Consider the following 26,498-nt stretch of genomic DNA (forward strand, 5'->3'; position numbering starts at 1 on the left):
AATTGGTTGATGCCTTTAAAGTCAATCTAGTAAACGTAGTATATCGTAACTTAGGAGGACGAAACTATGTAACAGGGCAAACAACAGTTACAGTTACTAAAGATGGCTGAAACAATCGAGGAAGCAAGGTAGCCAATAACGAAAGCTGATAACAATAGCTAAATTGGAGTGATTGAATCAACATTACCAAAGGCATGTGGGCACAACCGTTGTATACAGGAATTACAATGTCGTATATATTCATTAAATTATCGAATTAAGGAAAAGGTGCAAAAGCAAATTTCGATAGTGCATGGGGATTGAGAGGTTGAAGTACTTCAGAGATTGCTTGATGGGATAGCATACGCGCTATTGGAAGCTCATGAAATTATCCAGTACGACAACAAATGATGAAGTAGCCGAGAGACTACTTCTTATAAGTTATTTCTAAAAGTATTTTTAAGCGGAATTATTTTAGTATGAGATCTGGATAAACAATGTGCTTTCAAATAAGGTCATTCAGTCTAAAGCTCTTTATTTTTATGCCATTTCATTGTTTTTTTCAATATCCTCTACTTTGATAAACTTTAAGACAACAAACAGGAGAATAAATCCTAATACACCTGCCGTAATATAGCTGGCATTGAGATAATTTTTCATGACGAGAGACATAATAGGAGGGCCTGCTGCAACGCCTATAAATCGTGCTGAGCTGTAAAAAGAGGATACGGTTCCTCTTAACTCTTTTCTAATATTGTCAGTAATAATTGTGTCAAGTGCGGGCAATAGTGCACCAATAGCAATCCCCACTATACTCGTAACTACTAATAAAAGAATCAGTTTTTTACTTGTAAACCCAACAAAGACAATACTGACAGACATTGCAATCAAGGAGGCAATGATTATTTTTTTAATCCTTCCTATGTTTCCTTTAATTTTTCGACCAGATATAAATGAAGCTATACAAAGTAATAAAAGTGGGATGGCCAGGACAAACCCTTTTTTAATCCCTTTTATATCATGAACTTTTTCCAGATTTTCTGACAAGAAAAATAGCATACTAAATAATATGAGCATCACAAGGACCCCGTTAAGGAATACGGTATATAACCATTTACCTTCCTCCTTGAAAACTTTTTTTGTATTCCGTAAAAACTCTTTGAGCTTCAATGGTTCATCATCATCTTTAGGAGCTTTAACGAAGAAAAAAATAAGTACAATCGAAATCAAACTAAGCGCTGAAATGGAAAAGAAGGGAAGGAACCATAAAAACGCAGCAAATATTGATCCTAAAATGGGACTTAACACTTTCCCAAACGTATTAGACGTTTCAATTATCCCTAATGTAGAACTTATTTTTTCGTCATCATCCTGGTAAAGGTCACCTACAAGAGGCAATACGATTGGCATTGCACCAGCGGCCCCAATTCCCTGAATAATTCTTCCAGCGATAATCATTGCGTAGGGGTCATCCATTTTCCATGAAGCAAATCCAGCAATCAGACCACCGATTAAAGCTAATATTAAGCTTGGTAATATGACCATTCTTCTGCCGAAGCGGTCCGATAAATAGCCAGCTACGGGGATCAGAAAAATAGCTGCGACTGAATAGCTTGTTATGATCATGCTCGACTGAAATGATGTGATCCCGACCTTATCCTCCAGTATAGGGAGCACGGGAATAAGCATTGAATTTCCAAGTGTCATGATGAGCGGAATAGAAGTCAAACTTACAATACACCAGACACTTACATTAACCTTCTCTTGGTCCATTACCACACCTCGACTAATATTCTTTTAAAGGTATGGTTTCCTTTCGTGTTTATTTTATGCGCTGTCGGTGAGTTTATTGGAATAACACTTGGTAAGCCTGCATCCCAAAGTAGATCCCGAAGCCAATCATTAATAAGGCTGAGATAAAAGAGACCGTTTTCAAAAGCTGTATAGATAATAATTTTCGAGCGACACTGGATAAAAAGGCATAAATAAAATCTACAAAAATAATGCCCATTAAAATGGCAATACTCACCAAAATGATTTCATACCCTGTTGAGATACCAGCCGTTTTTGCGAGTATGGAGCCGTATATTCCCAGCCAGAAAAGGATGGTTAGCGGATTCAAAAAAGACATGAAAAATCCAGTCATGAGGGATTGTCTCAGTCGTGTCCTTTTCCCTGTTTTCGAATCCATCTCAATTTTATGTAGCGACAGTAAATTTTCGATACCGGTGTACAAAAGAACAAAACAGCCGAAGGACCAAAGGATTGTTTTTAACCAGATGGAATTGATAAATTGGCCAATTCCAAAATATACGATAAACATATAGATAATGTCAGTCGCTATGGCACCAAGACTAAAAAACCATGCATGAAAAAAGCCATTTTTTAAACCTGTATTCAATAGGACAGTCTTAACAGGTCCAATTGTTGCAGCCATTGATATGCCTAAAAAGATAAAAGTAAATATAGAATCCATAAAATAGCCTCCAATAATCAAATGTAATTGCATTTTATTCGAAGGCAATAACTTTTAGGACAATCTAAAAGGGCATAAAAAACATGCGGATTTAATATGTCCTTATCGCACGCTAAACTAATTATATATAGCATATTTATCAAAGAATATAGTTTCGTTTTTGTCTTTAAATTTATCCTTTAAAACAAATAATTCAATCAAATTCGTTCATAATAATGAAAAGGACGTGATGACTATTCTAAATGAGAAGAAGATATCAAAGCTAAAAAATATGTTAATTGAGCAAAAACACTCGCTCCAACGAAGAATGGATACAGATGATGAATATTTAGAACGAGGTAGTTTACGGGATTCTGTTGATGAGTTGTCCACAATCGATAATCATCCAGCAGATCTGGGTACCGAATTATACGAGCGTGAAAAAGATATGGCGTTAAAAGTCCATGACAATGATGAGTTAGCAAAAGTAAATACGGCCTTACAAAAGATTGAGGATGGTACCTATGGCGTATGTGAAGTTTGTCAACAAGATATCCCATATGATCGATTGGTGGCACTGCCTTATACCTCTTTTTGTATTGAACATACTGCAAAAGACGTTCCAACAGATCGACCGGTTGAAGAGCAAGTGATGCTTCCTCCAGTTGACAATTCTTTTGCTGGCCGTGATGACAAGGATGATATTCATGATTATGAAGATATGTTTCAAGTTGTAGCAAAATATGGAACTTCTGAAACACCTTCCGATTTTGAAGGAGATTTTGAAGATTATGATGAATTATATGAAGATCCTGAAGAAATTGCCGTTAATGACGAATGGGATTCATACCATATCTCTGAAACAGATGAATTAACACGTCAAGTTTCCATTCAGGAAGTAGAACACGCGAGAAAGTTTGATTATTTAGAGGATTAAATGTGGGATTCAAAAAGATAGGCGCAATTGTTATAAATGAATGCTTTAATAAAATGTTTTGAACAAATGCAAAACTTGCAGCATGTTTTGTAATAAGAAAAATAGGATGTAAACTCGGAGGTAGGTCATGTGGTATTTTCAATAACCTCAATATTAGGGAAAGACAGACCAACGATCGACCTGCACTCCATAATTCTGTTTGGAGTATGGCATATAACGTGGTGTCGCTCTATCACGAGTTACAAGTGAGCTCTTGCCAAGAGGATTACTATAATATTTAAGCTTTCATCTTATGATGGAGGCTTTTTCTTTTGCTTTGAAAACTGCGTCATACAGCCAAAACACTTCGAGTCGAGAGGTCAGTGTTTGGTGTGGTTTTGAGAGCAAATTATTACCAATGCTTAAAGTTGAAGCTAGTGCTCAGGGAACTTTACTTTCTTATTTGGAAATTCGACCAAATTTTCCCCCCCTTTGATTCAACGGTGTTCTTTGAGCATAGATTATTATTATTGATTCACAACAACTACGTCTAAATGTTATTAGGTGAAAAGATTTACAAGATATTAATATCTAATTAAAAAACAAATGTTATTTTGTTTAAGTAAAAAAATTAATTACCTATAATGAGAGGAGAAGAAATAATGGAAAAAAACATTGAAGTTTTAAGAACAGAAGGGGACATTAATTTAACAAAAACTCGTACTTTATGGCAAGGAAAACACTTGAGCAAAGAATCATTTGAGCTTTTAAACGATGATTCCAAGTATTATTTACATCAATCTCTTTCTACTCCTTGTTTAAATATTATTGAAAAAAGCTATGGAATTTACATAGAGGATATAGATGGAAGAAAGTATATGGATTTTCATGGAAATAATGTTCATCAAATAGGTTATGGTAATGAATATGTTATTCAAGCAGTAAAAGAGCAGTTAGATATCCTTCCATTCTCACCAAGACGTTATACAAATAAAGTTGCGATCCAGCTAGCAAAAAAATTAGTTGATATTGCACCAGAAAGTTTAAATAAAGTACTGTTGACTCCTGGGGGAACTTCAGCTGTTGGAATGGCTTTAAAACTTGTTAGAAAGGTAACAGGCAAATTTAAAACTATTTCTATGTGGGATTCATTTCACGGTGCTTCTTTAGACGCTATTTCAGTTGGAGGAGAAGCACTTTTCCGTAACGGTATGGGTCCTTTAATGCCAGGGAGTCTGCATATAGCTCCTTACAATTCATATCGTGGTTTGTTTGATGATGACAATGGTAGATTTAAATCTCTTGACTATCTTGAGTATATACTTGAAAGAGAAAATGAAATCGGTGCAATTATTTTAGAGCCTGTTCGTTGTACAGACGTGCATATCCCACCAAAAGAGTACTATCAACGTTTACGTAATATTTGTGATAGGAACAATATATTATTGATTTTTGATGAAATTCCAACAGCTTTAGGGCGAACAGGTAAAATGTTCACTTTTGAAAACTTTGGAGTTATTCCAGATATTGTATTATTGGGAAAAGGATTGGGTGGAGGCGTTTTTCCAATGGCAGCGATGCTGGTAAAAGGAGAACTTGATGTTGCCCAAGATATTGCACTTGGTCATTACACTCATGAAAAAAGTTCATTAGGTTGTGCAGCAGCATTGGCTACTCTTAATTATATCGAGGAGTTTAAATTAATTGATAAGGCTAATCAATTAGGAAATTATATGAGGATACGTCTTGAAAAGATGCAAGAACAGTATGAAATTATAGGTGATGTTCGAGGAATCGGTCTTTTATACGGAGTAGAATTAGTATTAAACCGAAATTCGAAAGAAAAAGCTATATCTGAAGCAGAGCAAGTAATGTATAAATGTATGGAAAAGGGATTAAGCTTTAAAGTATCCCAAGGAAATGTGCTTACTCTCACTCCACCACTTATCATTAAGGAACATGAATTAGAACTGGCTATGGATATTTTAGAACAATCTATCCAGGAGATTTTAGGACAGTAATATAGATTTATGAAGAATTTATACAATTTACTAGATTGAAGCAACTAAACATCTCATATGAGGTGTTTTTATTATATAAAGAAACTTGATGTAAACATTCCAAAACAAACAAATGACGATGGAGGTGGGGGTGTTCAAGGCTGTTCTTGCGATTATAAGTGAAAATAGTGTATTATAGCTTTCATGTTGTAAATAAAAAGGACGGATGTAATGAAATATAATAAGACAGTTATGCTAAAGCTTATAAATGAACATCGAACATTGCATGATGAATTAAAAAAGCTAAAATCTGAAATGGGTTTAGAGAAAAATTTCGCAGTAAAGGCATTGTATCATTCATTTGTTGCAGAAGATGGTCCTTATATGAAAGAATATCAGGATTTAGAGCGATTACAATAAATGTAGTGCCACTAACAAAATTGTTGGCAAGATAAGTAATAATTTTTAGTCCGAGAATTTAATACTAAGTTTGTGATTGAGCCATTCATTTTGAGTGGCTTTTTATTCTGTTTTTTTACTGGCAGACGCTATAAAGAACGATAGGAAATACACGTTTGAACAGTTTAGGGATTCTTACAGATCACTAAATTGGGCAAGCAGGAAAATACAAAAGAATAAATACTTGAAATGTATGAAAATGAAAAGGGTAACCGCCTGAAAGTTGAAAGGGAATTGGAAAACCTTAAAACAATGATTGGCTATGCGAAAACGCAGATGCAAGGAGCATTGAACTCAATTGGTTAATCGATTACTAGAAAGATATTGTTCAGTAACTTGAGTGGATATAGAAGGAAAGCAGAAAGACAATAATCAGATACAAGGAACACAAAATAAGGCACATAATACTACCCTGTTTTCCTACAGGTTAGTAAAAAACACCAACTAAAAGAGATTAGTCAGTGTTTCGTGTTTTCTTTATATAAGAAACTCTAGTTTATTTTCTACAAGAGTCTGAAATCTATCCATAAATAGAGCTGCATGGTAACCATCGCAGACAGAATGATGAACCTGCAAGGATAAAGGTAAATAAATATTACTAGTTTTATTGATAAACCTACCTGCAGTGATTATCGGCAAACAATAATTTGGGCTATTATTCACGTTTAAGTTAAAACCAGTAAAAGAAGTCCATGGAATCATAGAAATATTGACGACATTTTCAGGTATCGGTGTTTTAGGAAACAGTTTTCCTGTACCATTGTACTTCTCTGTATCGGAAATATAGTTCTCATAAAACTTTTTAAAACCTTCATCTGTATTTGTATAAATGGCTGAAAATAACTCTGATGTCTTATCAAAGATAGTATACATTGGGACTACCTTATCCCAGTAGCCAAACTCTCCAGCAGAATTAAAGTTCATTCTAAAATGTTTATTTGAATTTGCCACGTGAGTAATTAAAAAGATGAATACAGGATAGAATTTATATCCCTTATCTTTTGTAATTTTATAAAGTTCAGTAATATCAATATTTCTGGTGATGCTAAAGCTCGTTTGTTGATTTAAGAAATGATTGAAAATTTCTTTTCGTTCCCAATTATTAATATCAATTTTATTGAATTTCATCTTATAAAGCCTCCTAAAATTTAAAATCTAGATAATTTTAGGAAGCTAATTTGACTGCTTTTTTCATAAGATCATTCCTTTAATTTTATATAAGTTAATCTTAACATATTATTACGGTTTCGATTATTAATTTAGATTAGCATAGCGAGCTTAAACTGCTAATCAAAAAACTACTGCACAATATGAGAAATCGTCTTCAGGAAGGGCATCTTTGAAAAATTCTAATATTTCTTCGCCGAAAAATACAATAAATAGTAGTATTAGTACAATTAAAACGGCTCACTAAAGTCTGGATGTCATCACTTGATACAAGGGTTCGTAAGTCACATAGAAAGCTAGATGGTCAGAAAGCTGATAATGAAGGCTACTAACATTATGGTATGGGGCATTGCATCGATGGATAGTCAGTGTCGCTGGCACAAAATATATATGGAATGGCAAGTTACCAGAGTATCGATGAGGCAGAGACTACATGGACGATACCTACCAAAAGCAATCGGCTGTTCGTATTGATGCTTATATGAATGATTTAGGGTTAAATTACAAACAAGCCTTTAATAAGGCGTACAAAGAGGTGAAGCCTCCAAGTGTTGTAGTACCATTCGTAAGTTACGAGGAATGGAGTCAACAATTTAGGATAGGAAGTAGTCATTCCTAGGAATAAGTTTTTAGATATTTATGTTAAAAACGATATTGAAAATTAACACTTAAAATCGTAAAGACATGTTGGAAATGGTACGCTTGACATAACAGAAATATAGTAACTATTTCGTACCGTATTGTTAAAAAACAAAATGTAACTTCGTAGCTTAGGAATGGATGTGTGAAATATGGACAAAAGAAATTCAATAATGGAAATATATTTTAATACAAAGGATATTGCTAAACGTAATGTATTATTAAAACAAATAGTATTTGACTTGCCTGAGAACGGAAAGGACTTTTTTCTCAAAGTATATAAAAAAGAGAGATATTTGGATATGCGGCTAACTGCGATTAGAGGATATGCTGCCTATGCAAGCGAAGAAGAAGTTGCGATTTTAATGAAAAAGATGTTGGAAATCTTAAAAAGGCGACCAGAAAGTACACCATATAATTATCAGGAATACGAAATCTTGCGTTCATCTTTTCTAATACCTTATTTATTGGAAAAATATCAATATGACTGTTTCAAAAAATTTAATGAACAGTTAAGAAAACAGTACGACGCTATGCCTGAAGTTTTCAAAGGAATTTTTACATGTGACGATAAAGGGGAACATATTCAACTAATTTCCCCAGCAGTAGTACGGAAAAAGATTGAAGATTTCATGCAAAGTGAAGGATGTATCTAATGGATTTTGCACCCAAATGATATATTGGAGATTTATGGATTTTTTTCTATGTTAGTCTAATAGCTATTGTAATTATATCATCTCGCATTGCACATTCAACCTTTGCAAAGAAGGAAGATTGGGTAGGAAAGCTGTTAACAAGTGTGTTTGCTAATATAGGTATGTTTACTTTTGTCATGGGTCTATTTAGAAGGATGGAAAAGAGCGAGTGAATTGCTGTCATATGTAAATGTATTAATTGCTATAGGTTCATTCGCAATGATGTTTTTTATTGCCTTTTTTATAATTTTTGGATAGTCAATAAAATAATAAATGAATAAAAGACAACTCTGTGTGTGAACTGCCCCGTAAAGTTAGATTGATGTTTAACTTTTACGGGGCAGTTCTAATAAAGTGATGAGTGGTTTTTCTCAATCATATTTATCGAAAACTTATAAACTAAAACTTTTTTTGCTTCGAATTCCATTGTTAAAAAAAATTACATTTTTGATTTCCAGCACCTGCCCAGTATCTTTTATTTTTAAATTTTTGTATCCCAGTGTACCCCAAATAAATGGGGCACAACGGGTAAAAACGGAAACCAACATTTTTTACTAAATATTTTTCTGAATCTAATTTCAAATTTTTTTAAATTACAATTTATTAACTTTTTCTAATCAGTAGAGCAAAAACCCCACCAAATCAACACTTTTGCGCTATAATGTAGGACGAGGTGAAGAAAATGTTTGTGAGTGAAAAACAGATTGAAATACGGTATGCAGAGACCGACCAAATGGGCGTGGTGTACCATGCAAACTATATCATTTGGATGGAAATTGGGCGTACCCAGCTTGTAAGTGATGCGGGCTTTGAGTATGCTGCCTTAGAAAAAGATGGCTATGTATCGCCAGTGATGGATTTATCGATTTCGTATAAAGCAGCCATGCATTATGGACAAGTGGCGACGGTGCGCACTTGGGTAGAAAAGCATGATCGTTTACGAACGACGTATGGCTATGAAATTTTACATGAGGATGGCACGGTAGCAGCCACAGCTCAATCCGTACATATTCTTGCGCATAAGGATACATTGCGACCGGTATCATTAAGTAAGATTGACCCAGCTTGGGATGCCAAATATAAAGAAATTGCCGTCGAGGCAAAATAGGAGAACAATAGATGGAAATGTTTATAGCTTTAGGCGCTATTTTGGCAGCTCTTGGTGTTGTTTTAGGTGCTTTTGGTGCACATGCACTCAAGGATAAGTTTGCCTCACCGCATTATGCAGCCATTTGGGAAACGGCTGTGCAATATCAGATGTATCATGCTTTAGGGATTCTAGCCCTTGGCATTCTATCCAATGATGCATTTTTAGGAAGCTCAAGTCTACTTTCTTGGGCAGGCTACTTGATGTTTACAGGGATTGTATTCTTCTCTGGTAGTCTATATGTGCTAGCCGTGACAGGTGTGAAAAAGCTAGGTGCGATTACGCCAATTGGTGGCATGTTATTTATTGTTGCGTGGGTGCTTGTTATAATTGCTGCCTTATCCTAATACAGAAAAAGTAACGAGAACGTTCTGATGATTTATATCATTGGCGCTTCTCGTTTTTTTGTTGATAAGAAGAAAATGAAACAATTTGTCTGATTTTGCGTATTACATAGTATGAAGAGATGTTAAAATAAGCTAAACATCAATGTGAAGGTGGGAATATTTATGGGTTTATTGAAAGCAGGCGTAGGGGCATTAACAGGTGTTTTAGAGGATCAATGGCGTGAATATTTTTATTGTGAGGCATTATCCTCAGATGTTCTAGTAACTAAAGGTATTAAACGCACTTCTAAACGAGGTTCAAATAAAGGAAATGACAACATTATTAGCAATGGCTCGATTATTGCCATCAATGAAGGGCAATGTATGATGATTGTTGAACAGGGGAAGGTTGTAGAGTTTTCTTCAGAAGCTGGGGAATATGTCTATGATACATCTACAGAGCCTTCGATTATGTACGGCTCAGATTTATCTCATGGCATTATGGAAACATTTAAACAGATAGGCAAGCGTTTTACATTTGGTGGAGAACCTGCTAAAGATCAGCGAGTTTATTATTTTAATAAAAAGGAGATTGTTGGCAATAAATATGGTACTCCGGCACCAATTCCGTTCCGTGTTATTGATCGTAATATCGGATTAGATATCGACATTGCCATTCGTTGTCATGGTGAGTATTCTTATAGAATCATTGATCCATTATTATTCTATACAAATGTATGTGGAAATGTAGAGCGTGAATATACGCGAGAGGCAATTGATAGCCAGTTAAAATCAGAATTAATGACAGCGTTACAGCCAGCCTTTGCACAAATTTCAGCAAGTGGCGTTCGTTATAGTGAAATACCTGCGCATACGGTTGCGTTAGCAGACGCACTCAATAAGGTATTATCAGAAAAGTGGCTTGCTACACGTGGTTTAGCTGTTGTGTCATTTGGGATTAGTACCCTAAAGGCTTCTGAGGAAGACGAAGCCATGATAAAACAACTACAACGCAATGCGGTTATGCGTGATCCAGGTATGGCTGCTGCCCATTTAACAGGCGCTCAGGCAGAAGCGATGATTGCAGCTGCTAACAATGATGGTGGCGCTATGGCAGGCTTTATGGGGATGAATATGGCTGCACAAGCAGGTGGAGTCAATGCTGGTCAGCTTTATCAAATGAATGAGCAAAATAAGCAAGCGCAAATGGCTCAGGCTGCGATGCAAAATCAATCAGCCAAAGCATCTGGTACATGGACATGTGCATGTGGTCATGACAACACAGGGAAATTCTGTTCAAATTGTGGCGCAGCAAAACCAGCGGAAGAGGGCTGGACATGTACATGTGGAGCGGTGAATAAAGGAAAGTTTTGTAGCGAGTGTGGCTCTAAAAAACCAGCTGGTGCTTTACTCTATGCATGCGATAAATGTGGGTGGGCACCAGAGGACCCTGCCAATCCGCCTAAATTCTGTCCAGAATGCGGCGATGTTTTTGATGAAAAGGATGTCAAGTAAGGAGATGATGACCTATGTCAACGCAAGAAGTTGAACATGTCAAACAAGTAAACCTTGACTTTGATGCGGAATGTCCATCCTGTAGTGCATCAATTGAGTTTAATCCTGCTACAGGTAAGCTGACCTGTCCGTATTGTGGATTTGAATCTGAAATTGCAACCCCTGAGCAAGAAGAGGAAAAGGTTGCACAGGAAATGGACTTCTTAAAAGCAGAGGAACGTGGGAATTTCAATTGGGGCGTGGAGAAGAAAACAGTTATTTGTAAAGCTTGCGCGGCCGAGACAATTTATGATGCTCTGCAGGTCGCTGATAGTTGTCCTTACTGCGGCTCAAATCAGGTCATGGAAGCGAGCGCTGAAAATACGCTTGCTCCCAATGGCGTATGTGCTTTTGAAGTAACGGATAAGCAGGCAGGAGAACATTTTCAGAAATGGATCAAAGGTCGATGGTTTACACCAAAGGCTGCCAAAATAAGTGCAAAGCCTGATGCCTTTAAAGGGGTATACCTCCCGTATTGGACGTTTGATTCAAAAACAAGCTCCAGATACTCCGCAAGATATGGACGACATCGAACGGTTACGGATAAAGATGGTAAAACGCATACTGAAACGGATTGGTATTCAACAAGTGGGTTTTATCAGGAATTTATAGACGATCATTTAGTGAGTGCCACAACACGCTATGATCGAGATATGATGCGAAAAATTGAACCATTTAATCTTTTTAATAATAAGGCCTATAAACCTCAATATGTAGCTGGATTTTTATCAGAGCGTTACAGTGTTGGTTTGCAGGATGGCTGGAGCCAAGCAAAAAGTGAAATCCATGATCACCTCCATGCGCAGATTACATCCAAAATCCGTTGGGAAAATAGGGCGGATGTAGTATCCAATCTACGCTTTTCCACAAACCATGATGATATTACATACAAATATTTAATGTTACCGATTTGGTTATCTTCTTTCCGCTATAAGGAGAAGATTTACCGCTTTATGGTGAATGGACAAACGGGTCGAGTTGGTGGTAATGCCCCTATTTCACCGCTTCGGGTGACAATTGCAGTTATTTTATCATTAGCAGTAATCGCTCTGATTTGGTATTTCTTTATGTCTGAATAATAATAAACAGTATGCCAGTAGGAGCCTCTTATTGTCCTTTTGGGATACTGTTTTTTTCATAAAAATGTCCTTAAATACTGGGTAAATGACTGAATTAATTGACTGGTATAGGATAATCATCATCCATTATCACGGCTGTCATTGCGTCAAGTTGCATAGATTAAAGGGAGAGTAAAATATCAGAACAGCCTTGGTTGGACAAAAGCATAACGTTGCAAGATGGTGTAACAAGCAACCTACTATGTAGGAAAGTCGTTAGAAATAATGCAATTATGGTGGTTAAAAATTAGGACGGATTTCCTTTAATGATGAGAAGTGAAGTTGCGATTTTACTTTAAACAACTTATTATACAGTCAGAGAGCATTTTTTAAGCTAGTCATGATAAATGTAATGTTATTTTTGAATAACAATGAAAACGTTATTCATATTGGAGGTTTCGATGATGGACGCAATTGAAGTGTTAACAAATTTAGATCAAATACATGGGTATTATCAACCGATATTTAGCGCAGATGCGCATACGGTGATTGCCTACGAAATTTCCGGATATCTACAAATTCAAGGTCAGCAAATTAATTTAAAGGATTTTGTCAACAATGAAGATATTCCAGAAGAATATCGAATTGATATGGAACATAAAATTTTACATGCGGCATTAGCCAAAATTGATGAAATTGCACCAGAAATTGATATTTATATCCCAAGCAATCCAAATTTATTGATGCAAGATTTTGGTGAAAGTCATTTTAATATTATCCAACAATATATAGAGGAAAAAGATTTACAGCGTATCGTACTTGTGGTATCAGAGCATCGTTTTATAGGGGATATTAACAAATTACATCACGCCCTACGCTATTTTACGACGTTTGGGGTAAAAATTGCCGTTCAGGAAGTAGGAGCCGAAAGTCATTTAGAGCATATTGCGCTATTGGCACCACATATCTTAAAGGTCAATACACGTGATTTAAATTACGATTCTTGGTCCGCTCAATCGGACATGATTTCTGCCATTGGTAGCCTAGCTTATAAAATTGGAGCGAATCTATTATTTGAAGATATTGAAACGGTTTATCAGCTACAATTTGCTTGGAAAAATGGCGGTAGATTTTATCAAGGGCCATACCTAGCAAATCCAGCTATGACTTTTGTCGATAAGGATATATTAAAGGAACGTTTTAAAAAAGAATGCCAGCAATTTATTACTTCCGAAAAGAAAATGCTGGAGGCGCAATATTTGCAGTTGAAAAAATTAAGGGAGGAATTAGAGGCGATTGTTCACCGTGTGAAACCAACAAGCGACAATGTCTCCCATTTAGAGTATTTAGCTGAATTATTGGATAACTACTCCTTCCGTCTCTATATTTGTAATGAGGATGGGTTCCAGTTAACGCCTAACGTTATGCGAATTGATGGGAACTGGGAGCTACAGCCACGTGCCATCAATAAAAATTGGAGCTGGCGCCCTTATTTCCTTCAAACGATTATCAAAATGCGCAACGATCAAAGTGGGGAAATCTCTGAATTGTATCGGGATATTGAAACAGGAGAAATTACAAGAACATTCTCCATTGCCATCAACGAGCATGAATATTTGTTTGTTGACCTTTCCTATGACTATCTTTATGAGCATAAAATCTTTAGATAATATTAGTAATTTCTTTAGTGACAACATTTCATGGGTACAAATTGCAATTCGATCTATTTATTTTAATTAAATGTATTAGGTATTATGGGGGAGAATCCTAAAAGCCTAGTAAAATACTGAAGTTGCCTTCTATATTTGCAGAAGGCAATTTTTTTTGATTTCAATCAAGAATGCTATTTAAGTTCTCATAGAAAATTAACTTTCTCTATCGAAACAAAAATGGCAGTCTATACATTTGTTAAATTTGTAATGAATGATTTTGTTTTTTCAGTATTTTTTCATTTAGCTTAATTAAGATGGAAATATCATAAAGGAGCTGAAAAAATGAGGATTATCAAAATACTGCTAATTATTAGTTTAATTTGGCCATTTCTTGATGCCAACATAGCAAATGCGGATGATGAAGAAGATTATAAAAAATACGAGGGTGATGTTCATAAAAAGCACAATGATGATTATGATGATGACGAGGAAGATGATGATTATGATTATTATAAAGAAGAGGATGAATATGAATATTATGACCAAAGAGACCCTGAAACAAATAGTAATACATGGAATATTTGGACAAGATCGACTTATGTAAATAAAGGAGAGTTACCCCTAAAAGAAGCAAAAGAAATTCAATTAAAACTAGAAAATAATAATAATACAGTGTCACTTTACTTGATTCCTTTAGATGGTGAAATATATGTGCCAGGTAAAATTGTTGCTGAACTTTTAGGTGCAAAAGTAGTTAATTATGATGATAGTAAAATATTAGAAATTAATAAAGCTGGTACAGAACTAATTTTTCGTGCGGGGACAAATGTAGTGTACTATAACGAGATAAAAACACCGATACCAGCTGTTACATTTTACTTGAATGATAATATATATGTTCCAATTAGTGTAATTTCAAATGGTTTGGGCTATGTGGCTGAATGGCAAGAAATGAATAACGCTGTTGTATTGAAGTTATTAAAATAAAAAAGGGAGATGATTGAATGAAAGATCAAAAGAAAGCTAAATGGATATTAGGCACTTCTGGAGTAATATTATCTTCTTTACTATTAACGCAATTTAATAATTTTCCATCAGATATAAACATAGCTGATCTAAATTTGACAAATGAACAATCAAAAAAAATGTCAGACCGAGAAAAGGAACTTGTTCAATTAGATTGGACAAATTTTGAAATTGTTGGAGTGAATCAACTACAACAAAATAAAATTCGTACCGATCGAACTACCAAACGATCCTAAACTTAGTTTGAAGTGGAGTTGAAGTTGCTTGGATACCCTTTCATTAAACACGATGAATACAAACTTTTATATTGAAATTGCTGGAACGCAAAAAATGGATTGGAAAGACAAAGTGGTGAAATGGTTGCAACACGTTGCAAGAGAGTGGTCGAGATTTGAGCCAAATAATGAGTTAAATCAAATTAATCAACTAAAGGTAGGAGAAATAGGTAGAATTTCTCCTGCATTATATGATTGTTTAAAAGCAGCAGACAACTATTATACATTAACTAATAATATATTTTCTCCGTATTTAAAATTACATTTAGAACAACATGGGTATGATCGATCCTTTCCTTTTCAAGAATCAACGTATAAGCCAATACAAATAGAAAAAAAAACAAATAAGCCATTTCTTTTTTTGGATCACAATGAAGTTTTAAAAACGGATAATCAATTAATTGATTTAGGTGGATTTGCCAAAGGATACGTAGTTGAAAAAATAGCTGATTGGCTTAGACAGGTTTCTCCAGAGTTTGGAATTGTAGATGGTGGTGGAGATATGAAAATGTGGTCGCCAGGCAAAAAGACATGGACCATTGGGATTGCTCATCCATTTCATATACACGAAGAGATCAGTTCAATTAGAATTCAAAACGGAGCAATTGCCACATCGAATCGTATATTCAGAAGTTGGAAACAGCAGGGGAAAGAAAAGCATCACTTATTAGATGGAAGAACCGGAGAGGTAATCATTAGCCCAATCCTTCAAACAACGATAATAACAAACTCATTATGTCAAGCAGAAGTGGCAACAAAACTGGCTTTTTTATTAAATGAACAAGAATTACAAGTATGGTTTGACAAACTACAGATGCCTTGTGCTTGCTTAATAGCAAAAGATGATGGAAGTATATATTGGCTGAAAGGAGGAGAAAAATTAGATGTTATTTAGTACTTGGGAATGGATTCGATTATTAGGGCTTTTAAGTTATTTTTACTTCAGTATGTCAATTTTTTTTGGTTTACTAAGGAAATCTTCTACTCTCAAGTCCAATAAAAACTTATACTTTCAATTACATCAAATGAGTGGATGGATGGGATTTATAACTGTTATTGTACATTTACTTTTACTAATGATTGATCAATACGAACCCTATACTATTTCTGAAATCGTATTACCTTTTAGCGCTAACTATCAGGCATTGTTGTCTGGGCTAGGAACCATAGCTTTTTATTTATTTTTAATAGTTCTTTTAACATCAGATATATGGATAAATAAAATGAACTTTTCACTTTGGAAGAAGATACATTTTCTTGTTTTACCTGCTTGGATATTATCACTTATTCATGGGCTATTCATTGGTACTGACTCTAATCAAATGTTGGTAATTTTATTTTATAGCAGTACGGTAATGGTTATAATTACCGCACTACTTGTAAGATTGATGAGTGATGGATTTAAGAAGAAAGATCAAAAGCAAGGGGTTAGCAAGTAAGCGGTGCATGAATGGATGAAAGGCAGTTTCTCCATGTTAGCTAGACTGCCAAAGTAGCTCAAAAAAATAAACTAGTTGAATGGCACTACTGATACATGTAATGCCATTCTATGGTTTATCCATCATGTAACGATTTAGTATAAAGAGGAAATTGAATACAAAATGTTGTACCTTTTTCCAATTCGCTTTGAACTGTGAGTGTTCCTCCGTGATCTTGAACAATAGAATCAGCTATAGCAAGTCCTAGTCCTGTTCCGTTTCTGTTTCTCACAGCATCACTCCGGAAAAATCTATCAAAAATAAAAGGGAGGTCTTCCTTAGAAATCCCAATGCCTGTATCTTCAATGTAGATATATATCATTTTATCAGTTTGTAAAAGCTTTAGATAGATTGATCCTCTTTGTGTGTACTGAGCGGCATTATCTAATAATATATAAATTAATTCAGTTATATTATTTGAATTTCCAATAAATTCAACATCAGGTTGGATTTCTGTTTCGAAAACGATTGATTTCGGTAACGCTCTTTTAAACTTCCTACTAATCGTTAGTAGCAACTCTGTTAAGGAGATTTTTTCTTTAGTTGAATGAATACGATTTTTGTCATGTCGGGCTAAAAATAATAGTTTATCTAATAGCTCTTTCATTAACTCTGCTTCATGCTTTAAATCTTCAATCAATTCTTTACAGAAATCACTCATATTATTAGCTTCATCAGTTTCTAAAATATCGAGTGAACTATAAAATACACTTAGCGGTGTTCTTAACTCATGAGAAGCATCTGAAACAAAGCTTTTCTGTTTTTCAAGTGCATGTTGAATGGGAATCATGGCTTTTCCTGCCATGTAGTAACTTAAGAATCCAATTATTATTGTAAAAATTATAATTAAAACAATAAACAGTAAGATCATTTTTTGAAAAAAATGATATTGTGATGTGGTCGATTTGCCTATAACAATATATCCAAGAAATTCATCGTTCGGCTGAATGGGTTTCGATAAAATTAAAAGATGTTTATCGCGCCACTTAATATTTTTTACAAAACGTTTAGAAGGATCTTCCGTTCGAATGATTTTTTCTAGGTCTTTAAATAAACCTTGATAGTTTTCGTCACCGTGGACTAGTATCTGGTCTTTTGTATAAATATAGTAAAAATACATACCATTTGGGTTAAATTCTAATTTCCCTTCATTATCATTTTTGTGCTCAAAAAAGTCATGATATTGTTCTTTATAATAAGTTTCTAGTTCTTCTATTTGTTGATAATCCATTAGTTGAACTAATGAAAAATATAGAATAATAAGAAAAGCAAAGAAAAAGCCTATAAAATAAATGGAGTTAAATAAAGTTAGTTTTTTACGAGTTTTCTTAAACATGCTACCTCACTCTGTATCCTATTCCTCTAATGTTTTCAATAATGGATTTTGGACGATTATGATCGATTTTTTTACGAACTAATTTTACTAACGCATCAAGGTTGTTGTTTGTCATTTCATGATCAAAGCCCCATACTTGTGTGTAAATTTGTTCTCTAGTAAGAATGATGCCTTTGTTGATAAAAAGGTACTCTAACAATAAAAATTCGTTTTTAGTTAATAGTATTTCTTGATTATCTTTAAAAAGTGTTCTGGAATCCAAATATAACTTTAAATCATCAATTTGAATGATTTGATGAATGGATTTATTTTTTCTTCTTAAAATGGCACGTATTCTAGCTAAGAGTTCTTCCATTTTAAATGGTTTAACAACATAATCGTCAGCACCTGCATCTAATCCGCAGATGATGTCATTGCAATCATCCTTTGCTGTTAGTATTAAAATGCCACCTTCATAACCATTTCTTCTAGCTTCTTTGCACACATCAATACCGCTTATTTCTGGCATCATCCAATCTAAAATGACTAGATCGTATGTATGAAACAGTATGTATTCTAATGCATGCTGACCATTATCTACAGCATCCACCTGATGAAATTCTTTTTGAATGATGTGAACAATGTTTTTTCTTAATCGATTATCATCTTCTGCTATCAGTATTTTCAACGAAGCTCCTCCTACCTTTTTTATATTCAATATAACTAATTTATAACAACATTATGAAATCCACCTGAATTTTTTGTGCGACCAATCTTCTACTTATTCTAAGCCAAAAAAGAAATTTAAATTAAATATCGTAATTTTTTCTAGTACCGTTTTTCAGATTTTTTTCATATTGGTTGCTTAGACTAATGTTGAACCTCAATATGGAAGGAGATCTCCTATGCGATATTTAAAAATGTTTGGGATAGTATTGGTAGTTATGTTTTTTTTGTATGATGTAAATCCCATTTATGCAGATGATATTTTTGAAGGAAAAGATGAGTATGATGAGGGTAACGGTAGACAACAACACGAAGAAGGGCGTTATGAGGACCTTGGTGAATTAATTGGTTGGTGTACATTCATAGGAATTGGTGCAGCGGGTATGATTTTTCCTATTAGAACTTTCTTGAAGTCTGTAACTCGTACTTTCCCACAATCTAAAGGGCTATATTTATACGTAGCAAAGTTAATAGGTAGATATCATATTCTTTTTGGCACAATGGCATTGTTGTTAGGTATTGGTCATGGGATAATCATGTACTTTAATGAGGGTGAATTGGAGAATGAAGGAATTATTGGCTTAATTGCAATTATTCTTTTATCAATTACTGCTATTATAGGAATGAATTTATTCAACTATAGAAAAAATCGAAGCTTGCGAACAATCCATATCTCAATAGCGGCATTAAGTGTTATTACAGGAGGGATTCATATTTTTATCTCTTAATTATGTAAACATGACTCGGCTCATAATTACTAAGCTTAACATTTTTGTTGCATACTGCATTCATTTTCTATATTTGTTGTATAAACAATGCTTAGACAAAGAATCTCTAGTATTTGAGCTTAAAGCAAAAGGATCGCATTAAGGAAGTGTGCGGTGTAATTATATTTAAGTTTATAGTTCTTGTATTGGCAATGGTAAATTTCCGTATAAGAATTCTACACCTCAGCATTACTTGCAGATGAATTAAAACTAGCTGTAATGCAGGTGGACAAAACTTAGCCAACATAAGTGCGACTCGACCCCAAATAACAAAAAAAACAGGTACCGCCAAAGAGGGGTACCTAGTTCTTTTATGCAAAGGGACACTTGGGATGGAGTGACCCTAGTAACAATTTCGGAGGTGTAAGGCTAATTTAGCTTTACACTACTATATATATGTTGTGATTGCTATGGTTGAATAGTTAATTGCCTGAGAAATAATCGATGAAATGCAAAAGAGTTTGGGTATTTCATTGATTGTCTAGGATAGAAATGGTAAAGTGAACATAACTTTAGGGACAAGGAGGAGAATTCATATGAAAAAAAGAGCTATTCGTTTTTTAAGCATGGGTATAGGGTTCTCCACAGCTGTTTTTTTCTAAAATCAACAAACAAGGGATAAGTCTGCCCTTTTTTAGAAAAAAATACAATCCTAAAGGAGAAAAGAATATGAAAACTAACATAGTACGTAAAAATCCAATGCAGGTACCTAGCCCTGTTGGGAAATATAGCCACATCACAATCATCCCGAAAGATGCAACAATGTATGCATTCTCTGGACAAATTGGGGTTGATCAAGATGATCAACTGCCAGTAGATTTAATTGAACAAACCACCAATACATTTAGAAATATTGAAGCGCTTTTAGCAACTGAGGGATTGGATGCATCTCATGTGGTAAAGGTGAATATATGGGCGACAGAGGAGATTGATTGGCATCATTTCTATCAGCAATGGGAAGTAATGTTTGGTCATTCCTATCCCTCTATGACTATTGCTTATGTATCTGCATTGGGGCTACCAGATATAAAAATAGAGATTGAACTTTGGGCTGCTAAATAGCCTAAAAAACGACAATATCCATGTGGTATTGTCGTTTTTGTGTACAGACGGTATTAACGTAACATCCTTTTTAATTGTTTCATTTCATAATTTAATTCGTCAATTTGCTTTTGTAGTTTGTCAATATCATTGCTATTACTTTCAATTTCCTTCAACTCATCCTCTAGAGCAAGACCAGCCGCAATGGTCGCTAGAGCGTCTCCAAGTGTTGTAATCGCCCCCGCAATGACAGCCAACTTAGCTGCTTGACTCACGGATTCCAATCCCTCATTATTCCGATTACCTTTATTTTGCTTCATATAATCCTCCCTACAAAAAAGGGTATTATTTGCATTGTATGCTAAGAATAAGAAACAGGTGAAGAATTTATGGGCATCAAATAGGTAACAAGGAAAAGTTGGATTTTATAAGGCGTTTTTTAGAAGTTTATGGTCTAACAGGATTCTAATGACATTCAGAGAATAAATAAATATTTTAACTCATGTAAAAATGTGTTGTCAATAATAAATTTGTAATTTTATTAAAAAATGTTATAATAGTCTTACGATCATTTTTTTATAAACGTATTTCGAATTCCGATGTCCTATTTTGCAGAAAGAATTTGGATACGTTTTTTTATTTTTAAACAGAAGAAAAATTCGAAATTGTTTTAAAGAAGTTATTTGAAATTTTACTATCTAATAGTAACTTAATTTTTATTCCATAAGGAGGACTAGATGAATGAATCTAATTAATAAGAAAGTTACACACAAGCGTTTTGGCATAGGTAGTATAGTTAATCAAAATGATTCAAGTATTGAAATACATTTTGCATCAGAAAATAAAAGGTTTGTTTTTCCAGATGTATTTGGAAAGCACCTAACAATACATGATAAAAGTGATGCTAAGTTACTTGAGGAAATTATACAAAAAAAAGAAATTGAACGAAAAGAAGAAGAATCGCGGATGGAAGAGGCCAAAGAACTTCAACGGAAAGAACTCTTGCTTCGCTTGGAACACGAAAAACTTATGAGTAATCATAAACTTCATCCCGCATCACAGATGGTTTTTTGGTGTGATTCAGAGGAACAGAATAGTTCTGTTTCAGAGTGGAATGTTTTTTCAGGTATATTAAAGAGTGGTAATAATAAAGGGAAGCCAAACAAGCCGAGCCGCTTGCACCAAAATAGCGCTGTCCTTTTAACAGCAAGAGATTCCAGCCAGCCTGAAAGTGATAGACGCATCTTAGGTGTCTATATGGTGAATGAAAAATTCGTCGGCAAGCTGTGTGAAGATGGACATATTCCTGCTCATTCAAAATACAGAATTCAACTGACAGAACAGGAATCGGATCAGTTACTTTTCTGGCAATATTATATCAATGAAAAATTCCCCGAAAAAATGACATGGAAAACAGGGAAATATCGTTATTTCGAAAATTTATGGATGGCTCAAATTTTACTTGATATCATTTCGTTGAAAAGTGACCCAAAAGAACTGGAGTTGGCACAACAATTCTTTAAACATTTTTGTAAAATGAATCAGCTAACAGTTCAAGAAATTCCCAAACCTGATGGCGCATTAACCCGTATTTAGTACAGTGAACCAATTATCAAGATGAAGAGCTATACTTGCTTGCAAGAGAAAAATAATGGTAATGAATACAAGTCACTGGATTTTAAAATCCAGTGACTTGTATGTTTATGTCCGAGTAACTTTATTAGCTTTTAATACCTATTCCCCACAAAGTAACCCCAATGATTCACTTAGGTTAGATGTAATAAAAGTAAAAAAACAGCGTTAACAATGGCTTAACGCTGTTTTTAAATTAGTCACTTTGGTGACTAAATAAAATGGGGATGTGTTTCTTGCTGAAGATATGAGCAAAGATGGAAAGCGAGTAGGGTACATTACCAATATATGATGTTTACCACCAAGCTGATAGGTGTTTATCCTTTACGATAAATAATCTTTCGTACTTTGTCGTAGGGGAGGAATTGTCCAATATGTCCCGATTCGCCATAGCCATTCCATAGGGCCAAAGCGGAAAAAGTATAGCCATAGCTTACTAAAGAGCAATTGGCAACCATAAATGCCTAGACAAATCCACAAAGATTCAAGATAGCGAAGTTGTCCAATTAAACCGAAAGTATGGCCAATTAAGAGAATGAGCGCTGTTTGCCCCAGGTAATTAGTCAAGGCCATGCGCCCATATGCTTTTAACGGTGCCAATAGTCGCTGGAACAAAGTGCTTTGTAATAATAGGATGATTGTTCCCATGTAAAAGGCAGAAGCGAATGGGCTAAACTGTAGTCCAATTAATGAAAATTGCTCAATATTTGTAATATGAGCCGCTAGCTGATCCTTGGGCAAATGCTGAATATTTACAAGAGGCTCAGGGACATACTGCCATTGATAAAACCAGCTAGCCATGCTTATAAAGCCCATTACAATCGTCACGAACATGATTTTATTTCGATGTAACGAGATATTTTCAAATAAATGATATTGACCAGCAGCTAGACCAAGTAAAATCAGTGGAAATGGCATTAAAATTTTTAGACCAAAATAGGCAGTGATGGCTAATAGGATGAATCCAAGGATGAGATTGATGTCTTTGCGCATTTTATAAAAAGGTAAGGCTACAAAGCCAAAGATAGCATAGACAGTTAAGGCTTCACCTGGTTGGAAATAAAAATGCACTAGCCCCATAAACAGTAAAATCAAAAGCCTACGACTAAATAAGGCATAGGCTTTTTCGCCCCTTGCCTGTGCGCGTGAAATAAAGAGATAGAATCCTATTCCAAATAAAAATGAAAAAATGATAAAAAATTTACCCTCTACAAAAAGTGTCAGAAAGCGGCTATAGGCAATATCGTTTGCCAATTCAGGTGGTTCAATCCACATTAATGAGGGGATATTGACTAAAATAATGCCCAGTAAGGCGAACCCTCTTAAATAATCTAATGTATCAATTCGTTTATTACTGTTGGTCGGTTGCAACGTATATCTCCTCCTTCAAGACCAATTATAAGGAAGATCTTTTAAAAGTAGTAACGATGAATGTTACGTGAATCTAACAAAATTGTCATCTTATAGAGGCTCTATTGGCTCAGGGTAAATCGCTAATAGCTCATATGCATGCTGACGTATAAGCTGAATTAGTGCGTATGGTTCTTTGACAATTGCATGTTGACCAAGGCGAAAGAATAGGGAGCTATTAAAGTGGAGCTCATGTTGATCGATAATCGTATCGATATAGCCTGTTCCATCACTATGTCGAACAACCGCTTTTTCAAGATGGGGCTCACTTAAACATTGACGAACGCCCTCGCTTGATAATTCTACATATAACCGAATAGGCAGCTGTGGCTCATAGTCAGTTTCAAGCCATTGCTGCAAATTCATCGTCGTTTTATGGGTTGCTTCACTAATTTTTATCCCTTTAATTCGATCTACACGGAAGAGTAATATTCTTTCATTTGATAGCAGTAGCGCAGGCATATACCATAAGCCATCATGAGCGTACACGCCAATAGGCTGGATATGCTTAGAGGTGATACCAGACTTCGATTCATACTGGATATGCAATTGTGATTGGTTGATGATAGCCTCTAAAACGTCCGTTAAGAGTGGTGTTGTAATGGCTCTTTTAGGGTTCCAAAAGGCAATATAGGATTGCAGCGTATCCACCTTTTTCTTGGCTTCCTTCTGTAAGGATTCATACAGCTTTTGAGAGACAGACTTCATTTCAGTATTAAAGGGTAAATCACGATAATAGTGCAAAGACTGGAATGCAAAGAAAATGGCGACCGCCTCTTCCTCAGTAAATAATATCGGGGGGAGAATGGCATTGGATAGCACCGTATAGCCCCCATGTCTTCCCTGTTCCGCGTAAATGGGTAGCCCCATATCACTTAAATCCAAAAGGTAACGATGCACCGTTCGCACGGAAATATGGAAGGTGTCGGCAATTTCCTGCGCTGTAAATTTCTTTTTCACACTGACGAATAGCAAAATATCAATTAATCGTTTAGCTTTGGTCATATTTTTTCACCTTTTTATTTAATCATGCCAATAGTTGTCATGTTTTATATTTAGTATAGAGATTGTACAAGAGATTTTCAAAAGAAGAGGAGCTGACGTAATGTCACGAGAAATACTGGTATTTATTGCAGGGAGTTTAGATGGATTTATTGCCAAGGAAAATGATGATCTACAGTGGCTAGAGGAAACAGAGGGAGAGGGTGATAATGGCTACGCTGATATGTATCAAACCATTGATACCGTCATTATGGGCAAACGGACATATGATTATATCCTAGAACATCTTAAACCGTTCCCTTATCCTGATAAAAAATGCTATGTGTTTTCAACAACTCAAACTGGGGAAAATGAGCATGTGACGTTTATCCAAGAGGATGTCATCACATTTACTCAACGTTTAAAAGAGCAAGAAGGCACAAAGATTTGGATGGTAGGGGGAGGGGACCTTCTAGATGCTTTTTTACAGGAGCGGCTAATTGACGAATGGATTATTACGATTACACCCCATTTACTAGGCTCAGGGATACCCTTGTTTAAATCTCCCCGTCCATTCGAAAACTTAAGGCTATTGGAAACAAAACGATATGGTCAAATGGTACAACTACATTATGAGGTAAGGAAAGAGGCTTGAATCAAGCCTCTTCTTTATTTGATAAAGGAACGATAGATTTCTCCTAAGAGACCTTGCATTTGATGGACGCCTGTATCGGTGTTAGTCATGGCAACAAAGCCTTTGCCTAGGTGGGGGTAGGCCACTAGCATACATTGATAGCCAACGCCCCAGCCAAGCGAGGATATTTCAAGCTGCTCACCAGCACCATCAAGAAATACACCAAGGCCCATCCATTCTTTACAGCCCTGAGGACGAATTAGCTCATGGATTGAAGCTAAACCAAGTGTACCCTTTCCCTTTAAGGCCTGTATTACCTCTTGTAATAATTTTGCTAGATCTGACGGTGTTGTCCATAATCCACAAGCTGCATCATACGGGTAAATAGGGTATCTTTGTGCTGTTAGGGTGCCATCTTTCTGATGACCACTTGCTGTATTGGCAGTTGGGACTGCGGAAGAAAAAAAGCTATTTGTCATGGCTAGTGGTCGGAAAATCACGTCTGTCATAAGTGTTGAAAAACTTGAGCCTATTGTATCCTCAATTAGCAATTGAACAATGCAAAAGCCAGCATCAGAATAGTGAAATTCTTGCCCGGCCTCAAAAGTACTATCGATTGGTATGGAACAATAAGGAGTTGTACCTTTTAATAAGTCGACCATCGAAGGCCTCTGCCATAGTGAATGTAAGGGAGAGAAGCTGCCTTTAGGGTCAATAATTCCGGCCTGATGACTTAACAAATGTCGTAATGTTACTTTTTTTTCCTGAGTGTAGCTATGCTCTGGCATCTTCCAAGATGTGAGCTTTTGATTAATATCCTCATCTAAATCTACTATACCTTGCTCGACCAGCTTCATCACTAAAATGCTTGTAACTAGTTTACTAATTGAACAGGCATTGAAGATGGTTTCCGTATTGATTCTGTTAGTTTTCCCGACCTCTAATAGACCAAAGCACTCTGCTTTCTGAAGCTCACCATCCTTTATATAGGCAATGCTGAGGCCAGCTATTTGTTGTTGCGACATTTGCTCATGTATTGTCATGAATAAAGATCTCCTAGTTTTTCCCTTATTATACCATAATTAGGAACGAATGTTCTTGGGAAACTATCGTTATGTAAGCTGAAATCTATTGTATAATAAAGGAACTATTTCTACAAAGGTACA

General features: G+C 35.3%; 27 protein-coding genes. 18 read left to right on the plus strand and 9 right to left on the minus strand.

The window, feature by feature from the left end; all coding sequences use genetic code 11:
* Positions 1-519: 519 nt before the first annotated feature.
* Positions 520-1,752, minus strand: a complete 1,233-nt coding sequence (locus tag AAJG31_RS00810; protein ID WP_279495210.1) for an MFS transporter — start codon at positions 1,750-1,752, stop codon at positions 520-522.
* A 73-nt stretch (positions 1,753-1,825) separates the two neighbouring features.
* Positions 1,826-2,455 carry a LysE family transporter gene (locus AAJG31_RS00815; RefSeq protein ID WP_048392575.1) on the minus strand — a complete coding sequence of 210 codons (630 nt, stop codon included), beginning with the start codon at positions 2,453-2,455 and terminating at the stop codon, positions 1,826-1,828.
* Between the two features lie 235 nt (positions 2,456-2,690).
* On the opposite strand from AAJG31_RS00815, the gene AAJG31_RS00820 reads away from it, so the two are divergent.
* The 3 genes from AAJG31_RS00820 (at position 2,691) to AAJG31_RS00830 (ending at position 5,770) form a co-directional block, all read left to right on the plus strand.
* Positions 2,691-3,371 (plus strand): TraR/DksA C4-type zinc finger protein, encoded by a 681-nt coding sequence (locus AAJG31_RS00820; protein WP_103119087.1) that lies wholly within the window; start codon positions 2,691-2,693, stop codon positions 3,369-3,371.
* A 641-nt stretch (positions 3,372-4,012) separates the two neighbouring features.
* Positions 4,013-5,371, plus strand: a complete 1,359-nt coding sequence (locus AAJG31_RS00825; protein ID WP_054550361.1) for an aspartate aminotransferase family protein — start codon at positions 4,013-4,015, stop codon at positions 5,369-5,371.
* 210 nt (positions 5,372-5,581) lie between these two features.
* The gene (locus AAJG31_RS00830; RefSeq protein WP_054550360.1) at positions 5,582-5,770 is read left to right on the plus strand and encodes a hypothetical protein; all 189 of its coding nucleotides are present in this window, start codon (positions 5,582-5,584) and stop codon (positions 5,768-5,770) included.
* A gap of 516 nt (positions 5,771-6,286) precedes the next feature.
* On the opposite strand, the gene catA is transcribed toward AAJG31_RS00830, so the two are convergent.
* Positions 6,287-6,937 (minus strand): type A chloramphenicol O-acetyltransferase, encoded by a 651-nt coding sequence (gene catA, locus AAJG31_RS00835; protein WP_054550359.1) that lies wholly within the window; start codon positions 6,935-6,937, stop codon positions 6,287-6,289.
* 472 nt (positions 6,938-7,409) lie between these two features.
* Here catA and AAJG31_RS00840 point away from each other — a divergent pair, with 472 nt between their 5' ends.
* The 11 genes from AAJG31_RS00840 (at position 7,410) to AAJG31_RS00890 (ending at position 16,787) form a co-directional block, all read left to right on the plus strand.
* Entirely contained in the window at positions 7,410-7,595 is a 186-nt protein-coding gene (locus AAJG31_RS00840) for a hypothetical protein (RefSeq protein WP_279495208.1), read from the plus strand.
* A 172-nt stretch (positions 7,596-7,767) separates the two neighbouring features.
* The gene (locus AAJG31_RS00845) at positions 7,768-8,271 is read left to right on the plus strand and encodes a hypothetical protein (RefSeq protein WP_279495207.1); all 504 of its coding nucleotides are present in this window, start codon (positions 7,768-7,770) and stop codon (positions 8,269-8,271) included.
* 721 nt (positions 8,272-8,992) lie between these two features.
* Entirely contained in the window at positions 8,993-9,418 is a 426-nt protein-coding gene (locus AAJG31_RS00850; RefSeq protein ID WP_004225136.1) for a thioesterase family protein, read from the plus strand.
* 11 nt (positions 9,419-9,429) lie between these two features.
* The gene (locus AAJG31_RS00855) at positions 9,430-9,804 is read left to right on the plus strand and encodes a DUF423 domain-containing protein (RefSeq protein ID WP_103118262.1); all 375 of its coding nucleotides are present in this window, start codon (positions 9,430-9,432) and stop codon (positions 9,802-9,804) included.
* Between the two features lie 162 nt (positions 9,805-9,966).
* Complete coding sequence (locus AAJG31_RS00860) at positions 9,967-11,298, plus strand: SPFH domain-containing protein (protein WP_048392584.1); 1,332 nt, start codon at positions 9,967-9,969, stop codon at positions 11,296-11,298.
* 14 nt (positions 11,299-11,312) lie between these two features.
* Positions 11,313-12,416, plus strand: a complete 1,104-nt coding sequence (locus AAJG31_RS00865; RefSeq protein ID WP_279495206.1) for a hypothetical protein — start codon at positions 11,313-11,315, stop codon at positions 12,414-12,416.
* A 443-nt stretch (positions 12,417-12,859) separates the two neighbouring features.
* Entirely contained in the window at positions 12,860-14,065 is a 1,206-nt protein-coding gene (locus tag AAJG31_RS00870) for an EAL-associated domain-containing protein (RefSeq protein ID WP_036076413.1), read from the plus strand.
* A gap of 324 nt (positions 14,066-14,389) precedes the next feature.
* Complete coding sequence (locus AAJG31_RS00875) at positions 14,390-15,034, plus strand: copper amine oxidase N-terminal domain-containing protein (protein WP_279495205.1); 645 nt, start codon at positions 14,390-14,392, stop codon at positions 15,032-15,034.
* A gap of 17 nt (positions 15,035-15,051) precedes the next feature.
* Positions 15,052-15,309 (plus strand): hypothetical protein, encoded by a 258-nt coding sequence (locus AAJG31_RS00880; protein WP_279495204.1) that lies wholly within the window; start codon positions 15,052-15,054, stop codon positions 15,307-15,309.
* Between the two features lie 28 nt (positions 15,310-15,337).
* Entirely contained in the window at positions 15,338-16,243 is a 906-nt protein-coding gene (locus AAJG31_RS00885) for an FAD:protein FMN transferase (RefSeq protein ID WP_345803565.1), read from the plus strand.
* Positions 16,233-16,787: a ferric reductase-like transmembrane domain-containing protein gene (locus AAJG31_RS00890; protein ID WP_103118258.1), complete on the plus strand. Its 555-nt coding sequence runs from the start codon at positions 16,233-16,235 to the stop codon at positions 16,785-16,787. Before AAJG31_RS00885 ends, AAJG31_RS00890 begins: the two co-directional genes overlap by 11 nt.
* A 115-nt stretch (positions 16,788-16,902) precedes the next feature.
* Here AAJG31_RS00890 and AAJG31_RS00895 read toward each other — a convergent pair whose 3' ends face one another.
* Both AAJG31_RS00895 and AAJG31_RS00900 read right to left on the minus strand, forming a co-directional pair.
* Entirely contained in the window at positions 16,903-18,162 is a 1,260-nt protein-coding gene (locus AAJG31_RS00895) for a HAMP domain-containing sensor histidine kinase (RefSeq protein WP_279495202.1), read from the minus strand.
* Between the two features lies 1 nt (position 18,163).
* Entirely contained in the window at positions 18,164-18,829 is a 666-nt protein-coding gene (locus tag AAJG31_RS00900) for a response regulator transcription factor (protein WP_036076407.1), read from the minus strand.
* Between the two features lie 217 nt (positions 18,830-19,046).
* Here AAJG31_RS00900 and AAJG31_RS00905 point away from each other — a divergent pair, with 217 nt between their 5' ends.
* Both AAJG31_RS00905 and AAJG31_RS00910 read left to right on the plus strand, forming a co-directional pair.
* The gene (locus AAJG31_RS00905; RefSeq protein WP_054550288.1) at positions 19,047-19,595 is read left to right on the plus strand and encodes a hypothetical protein; all 549 of its coding nucleotides are present in this window, start codon (positions 19,047-19,049) and stop codon (positions 19,593-19,595) included.
* Between the two features lie 708 nt (positions 19,596-20,303).
* Positions 20,304-20,696, plus strand: a complete 393-nt coding sequence (locus tag AAJG31_RS00910) for a RidA family protein (RefSeq protein ID WP_016992195.1) — start codon at positions 20,304-20,306, stop codon at positions 20,694-20,696.
* A gap of 53 nt (positions 20,697-20,749) precedes the next feature.
* Here the strand turns inward: AAJG31_RS00910 and AAJG31_RS00915 are convergent, their stop codons facing one another.
* Positions 20,750-20,995 (minus strand): hypothetical protein, encoded by a 246-nt coding sequence (locus tag AAJG31_RS00915; protein ID WP_048392591.1) that lies wholly within the window; start codon positions 20,993-20,995, stop codon positions 20,750-20,752.
* Between the two features lie 421 nt (positions 20,996-21,416).
* Between AAJG31_RS00915 and AAJG31_RS00920 the strand changes: the two genes are divergently transcribed.
* Entirely contained in the window at positions 21,417-22,271 is an 855-nt protein-coding gene (locus AAJG31_RS00920; protein ID WP_054550286.1) for a hypothetical protein, read from the plus strand.
* A gap of 360 nt (positions 22,272-22,631) precedes the next feature.
* On the opposite strand, the gene AAJG31_RS00925 is transcribed toward AAJG31_RS00920, so the two are convergent.
* Entirely contained in the window at positions 22,632-23,678 is a 1,047-nt protein-coding gene (locus tag AAJG31_RS00925; protein WP_279495199.1) for a DUF418 domain-containing protein, read from the minus strand.
* A gap of 90 nt (positions 23,679-23,768) precedes the next feature.
* On the minus strand, positions 23,769-24,722 hold the full coding sequence (locus AAJG31_RS00930) for a YafY family protein (protein ID WP_279495198.1): 954 nt from the start codon (positions 24,720-24,722) through the stop codon (positions 23,769-23,771).
* A gap of 100 nt (positions 24,723-24,822) precedes the next feature.
* Between AAJG31_RS00930 and AAJG31_RS00935 the strand changes: the two genes are divergently transcribed.
* Positions 24,823-25,353, plus strand: a complete 531-nt coding sequence (locus tag AAJG31_RS00935) for a dihydrofolate reductase family protein (RefSeq protein WP_048392599.1) — start codon at positions 24,823-24,825, stop codon at positions 25,351-25,353.
* Positions 25,354-25,367: 14 nt separating this feature from the next.
* Here the strand turns inward: AAJG31_RS00935 and AAJG31_RS00940 are convergent, their stop codons facing one another.
* Positions 25,368-26,375 carry a serine hydrolase gene (locus AAJG31_RS00940; RefSeq protein ID WP_279495197.1) on the minus strand — a complete coding sequence of 336 codons (1,008 nt, stop codon included), beginning with the start codon at positions 26,373-26,375 and terminating at the stop codon, positions 25,368-25,370.
* Positions 26,376-26,498: the final 123 nt, after the last annotated feature.

Source organism: Lysinibacillus sp. BS3 (assembly GCF_039614735.1).
GTDB lineage: Bacteria > Bacillota > Bacilli > Bacillales_A > Planococcaceae > Lysinibacillus > Lysinibacillus capsici.

Coding starts and splice junctions, on each gene's coding strand:
- AAJG31_RS00810 (WP_279495210.1), bottom strand. CDS start 1,752: ATGGACCAAGAGAAGGTTAATGTAAGTGTCTGGTGTATTGTAAGTTTG.
- AAJG31_RS00815 (WP_048392575.1), bottom strand. CDS start 2,455: ATGGATTCTATATTTACTTTTATCTTTTTAGGCATATCAATGGCTGCA.
- AAJG31_RS00825 (WP_054550361.1), top strand. CDS start 4,013: ATGGAAAAAAACATTGAAGTTTTAAGAACAGAAGGGGACATTAATTTA.
- AAJG31_RS00830 (WP_054550360.1), top strand. CDS start 5,582: ATGAAATATAATAAGACAGTTATGCTAAAGCTTATAAATGAACATCGA.
- catA (WP_054550359.1), bottom strand. CDS start 6,937: ATGAAATTCAATAAAATTGATATTAATAATTGGGAACGAAAAGAAATT.
- AAJG31_RS00840 (WP_279495208.1), top strand. CDS start 7,410: ATGGACGATACCTACCAAAAGCAATCGGCTGTTCGTATTGATGCTTAT.
- AAJG31_RS00845 (WP_279495207.1), top strand. CDS start 7,768: ATGGACAAAAGAAATTCAATAATGGAAATATATTTTAATACAAAGGAT.
- AAJG31_RS00850 (WP_004225136.1), top strand. CDS start 8,993: ATGTTTGTGAGTGAAAAACAGATTGAAATACGGTATGCAGAGACCGAC.
- AAJG31_RS00855 (WP_103118262.1), top strand. CDS start 9,430: ATGGAAATGTTTATAGCTTTAGGCGCTATTTTGGCAGCTCTTGGTGTT.
- AAJG31_RS00860 (WP_048392584.1), top strand. CDS start 9,967: ATGGGTTTATTGAAAGCAGGCGTAGGGGCATTAACAGGTGTTTTAGAG.
- AAJG31_RS00865 (WP_279495206.1), top strand. CDS start 11,313: ATGTCAACGCAAGAAGTTGAACATGTCAAACAAGTAAACCTTGACTTT.
- AAJG31_RS00870 (WP_036076413.1), top strand. CDS start 12,860: ATGGACGCAATTGAAGTGTTAACAAATTTAGATCAAATACATGGGTAT.
- AAJG31_RS00875 (WP_279495205.1), top strand. CDS start 14,390: ATGAGGATTATCAAAATACTGCTAATTATTAGTTTAATTTGGCCATTT.
- AAJG31_RS00880 (WP_279495204.1), top strand. CDS start 15,052: ATGAAAGATCAAAAGAAAGCTAAATGGATATTAGGCACTTCTGGAGTA.
- AAJG31_RS00890 (WP_103118258.1), top strand. CDS start 16,233: ATGTTATTTAGTACTTGGGAATGGATTCGATTATTAGGGCTTTTAAGT.
- AAJG31_RS00895 (WP_279495202.1), bottom strand. CDS start 18,162: ATGTTTAAGAAAACTCGTAAAAAACTAACTTTATTTAACTCCATTTAT.
- AAJG31_RS00905 (WP_054550288.1), top strand. CDS start 19,047: ATGCGATATTTAAAAATGTTTGGGATAGTATTGGTAGTTATGTTTTTT.
- AAJG31_RS00910 (WP_016992195.1), top strand. CDS start 20,304: ATGAAAACTAACATAGTACGTAAAAATCCAATGCAGGTACCTAGCCCT.
- AAJG31_RS00915 (WP_048392591.1), bottom strand. CDS start 20,995: ATGAAGCAAAATAAAGGTAATCGGAATAATGAGGGATTGGAATCCGTG.
- AAJG31_RS00920 (WP_054550286.1), top strand. CDS start 21,417: ATGAATCTAATTAATAAGAAAGTTACACACAAGCGTTTTGGCATAGGT.
- AAJG31_RS00930 (WP_279495198.1), bottom strand. CDS start 24,722: ATGACCAAAGCTAAACGATTAATTGATATTTTGCTATTCGTCAGTGTG.
- AAJG31_RS00935 (WP_048392599.1), top strand. CDS start 24,823: ATGTCACGAGAAATACTGGTATTTATTGCAGGGAGTTTAGATGGATTT.
- AAJG31_RS00940 (WP_279495197.1), bottom strand. CDS start 26,375: ATGACAATACATGAGCAAATGTCGCAACAACAAATAGCTGGCCTCAGC.